The 2,914-nt window shown below is 56.2% G+C and carries 3 protein-coding genes; all 3 read right to left on the minus strand.

Annotation, left to right across the window (positions count from 1 at the left end; translation table 11 throughout):
* The coding region (locus ACMLHG_RS10415) for a transposase (protein ID WP_417170442.1) at positions 1 to 280 on the minus strand (280 nt) is incomplete at its 3' end.
* A gap of 252 nt (positions 281 to 532) precedes the next feature.
* A complete protein-coding gene (locus ACMLHG_RS10420; RefSeq protein ID WP_417170443.1) occupies positions 533 to 2,077 on the minus strand; it encodes an MGH1-like glycoside hydrolase domain-containing protein in 1,545 nt (514 codons plus the stop codon).
* A partial coding sequence (locus ACMLHG_RS10425; protein WP_417170444.1) for an endonuclease/exonuclease/phosphatase family protein occupies positions 2,077 to 2,914 on the minus strand: 838 nt, incomplete at its 5' end. The genes ACMLHG_RS10420 and ACMLHG_RS10425, both read right to left, overlap by 1 nt.

Genomic DNA, 2,914 nt, shown 5'->3' on the forward strand with positions numbered 1-2,914 from the left:
CTTTCTTCCAGAGTTTACGGAAAAATCCGAGTGATTCCCATTTTCGGAAATAACGATGCACACTGCTGGAACTGCCATATTCTTTCGGCAGGGCTTTCCACTGAATGCCTGTGCGCAGAACATATATGATTGCCTCAAAAATCCTGCGGGATTCCATCGGTTTGCGACCACCTCCGCGTCGCCGCTGATAACTTTTTTTCGGATCACGTTTCACTTTCGGTATCAAGGGAGCAACCCGCGCCCAAAATTCATCCGACACTTCCCATGATTTGACTGCCATATTCACCTCCCGCGTTACAGAATGCAAATATAGCATAATTTTCTTGGATTTCATCTTTTATTTAGGGATAAGTTCTTAGTGAAAACTGGAACTGTCATTCGTCACAATGCTAGAAAAATCTATATTGCATTTTCAAACGCTTATCCAAATCAGGAACTGTTGCGATTAATTGCTGCCAAGATCATTGAATGTGATTTCCGCATTTTGCCAACCACCATTAGTCCGGTTTGGATACCGTTTGGGAGGAAATGGTCACTCTCTGCAAACGATGCGGCATTCTCCTCCGGGAATATCCAACCCGGTGCCGTTCAGAATCAGGCGGAACGGCCAGCTGCTCCGGGCGGTGAGCATGCCGTTTTCAACGATGAGGTCGGCAAGCACATCGCCGAAGCGGTAATTGCGGACGCCGATCCTTCCCTTCACCTTTTTCGGCAACGACCAGTTGAGGGTGCGGGCAAATGCATCCGCTTCCGAAAGGCCGATCACGTTTTCGAGGTAGAGCGAAATCGGGCCGAGTGCCGACCAGCCGCAGAAGCCAGGACGGACAACCCGGCCGTTTTCGTCGCACGAACGGGCCGGCTCCGGCGCATTCGGCGCATAACACTCCCAGACGGTGTGCGGCTCGTACTCGGCAAAGGTCCGGTACTGATGCTCGAGGATTTTCCGGGCACAATCCCGGGCCAGTTCGAATTCGCCGTATTTTTCCAGAGCCTTGACCGCCATATAGGCAGTGGGCAGCCACAGCGAACCGCGCCAGTAGCAGCCGTTTTCAGCATTGAAATCGGCATCGTTCCGGGCGAGAGAGAGCAGCGGCAGCGGACCGCCGAGCCGTTCCGGCGTCATCGCGAAAGCGATCATCCGGCCGACCTGTTCCGGCGTCGCGATTCCGGCCAGCACCGGCCAGAATGAAGCCGGCGTCACAACCTTGTAAAAACTGCCGTCTTCCCCGTCGATGTCATAATAAAAGCCGTCCTCTTCGCACCAGTAACTGCGGTTAACGGTTTTGCGAAACGCTTCGAACCGCTCCTGCCACACGGCGGCAAGCTCTTCCTCTCCGATCAATCCGGCCAGCACCGAGATGCAGGAGGCGGAGAGCGCCTGTTGTGAAATCGCATCGAGCCAGAACATCCGCGGATTGTTCGGGCGGGGCATCGATGCACTCGGCCCGGTCCGGCCGCGCGGGGTATTGTCCATGCCGCTCGCCCCGCCCTCCCACAGATATCCCCCGGTCCGCTTTCTCCAGAAAGTCGGAGTGCCGGCTGCCGGAGGCCATGCGGGTCCGGTCAGATTTTCAAGCCACTCGAAATGCTTCTGCAGAAAACGCTTTTCCAGCAGCAATTCACGCAGATGTTCCCGGTCGCCGGTCATCAGCGCATTCTGAAGCTCGGCCCACGCGAAAAGCGGCGGATTGTCGGCGATGCAGATTTTGATCTCCGCCGGTTCGCCGATCGTTGCTCCGGTCCACTCCGGCGCATTGCGGGCGATGACCTGCGGCAGGCGGCCGCCGCCGTACAAAGGCAAATAGAAATTATTCAGGGTTTCGACGCCGGGAAAACAGTTCGGCGCATATTTGCAGAAGAGGCTCATGAAGCAGCTGTCCCAGATCCAGATGCGGACATCGCAGAACGCTTCGTCCATATAAGGAGTCTGGGGCATCCCCGGAAGATCCAGCAGATGATCGTGCGCCAGTTCCCAGGTTCGTTCATACAGCCGGTTATATTCGGGCCTTTCATCGAAAACCGGTTCCGGCACCTGCGACCGCCACTCCGCGTCAATGGAAAACTCTTTTCTCATCATTACGGTATCTCCAGCTCTGCAGCCAGCGGGAAATGGTCGCTGGAGGCCAGCCCGCCCTGAAAATCCTCGATAACCCGGAAAGACCTGACGCGAATTTCCGGCGTCACCAGCAGATAATCAATCGGCTCTGAATATTTACGTCGTGCGGGATCGGATTCGTAACCGTGGAAAGTACCTGACGGCCCTGCCGCCAGCTCCGCCCGGAGCCGGGCATCGTGCAGCTTTTCGCTGGCCAGAAGCACCGGTTTGTCACCGGGAAAGGAGTTGAAGTCTCCGGTCAGAATGGCCGGATATCGCCGAAGATACGGCTTGAGCCGTTCCAGAATCAGCGCAATGCCGTTTTCTCTGGCTTCCGGGCTAATATGGTCCAGATGGGTATTGGCGAACAGAAACTCTCTTCCATTCCGGCGTTCTCGGAACAGGCCGTAGGTGCAGATACGCGCACAGGCGCTTCCCCATGATCGGGAACCGGGAGCTTCCGGTGTCTCGGAGAGCCAGAACGTGTTTTCCTTCAGACAGTCAAACCGTTCCGGGTCGTAGAAGATGCAGGAATATTCACCGCCGCCTCCGGCCTCCCGGCCCCGGCCGATGCAGCGATAGCCGTTCTCGCTTTCGATCGTTGCGATCTGGGGAACCATCGCCTCCTGCGCTCCGAAAATATCGAATTTTTCGCGTTTCAGCAGCGCAACGACACGCGGCCCCCGATTGGGCCAGTCGTTCGGCGCGACATCCTTTCCCAAATACCGGAGGTTGTAGGAACCTGCTTTCAATTTGAGCGTTTCCCTGCCTTCCCCGGCACACAGCGAAACAATAGCCATCCCCATAAATAACAGACCA

It is taken from the genome of Victivallis sp., assembly GCF_048170485.1.
GTDB lineage: Bacteria > Verrucomicrobiota > Lentisphaeria > Victivallales > Victivallaceae > Victivallis.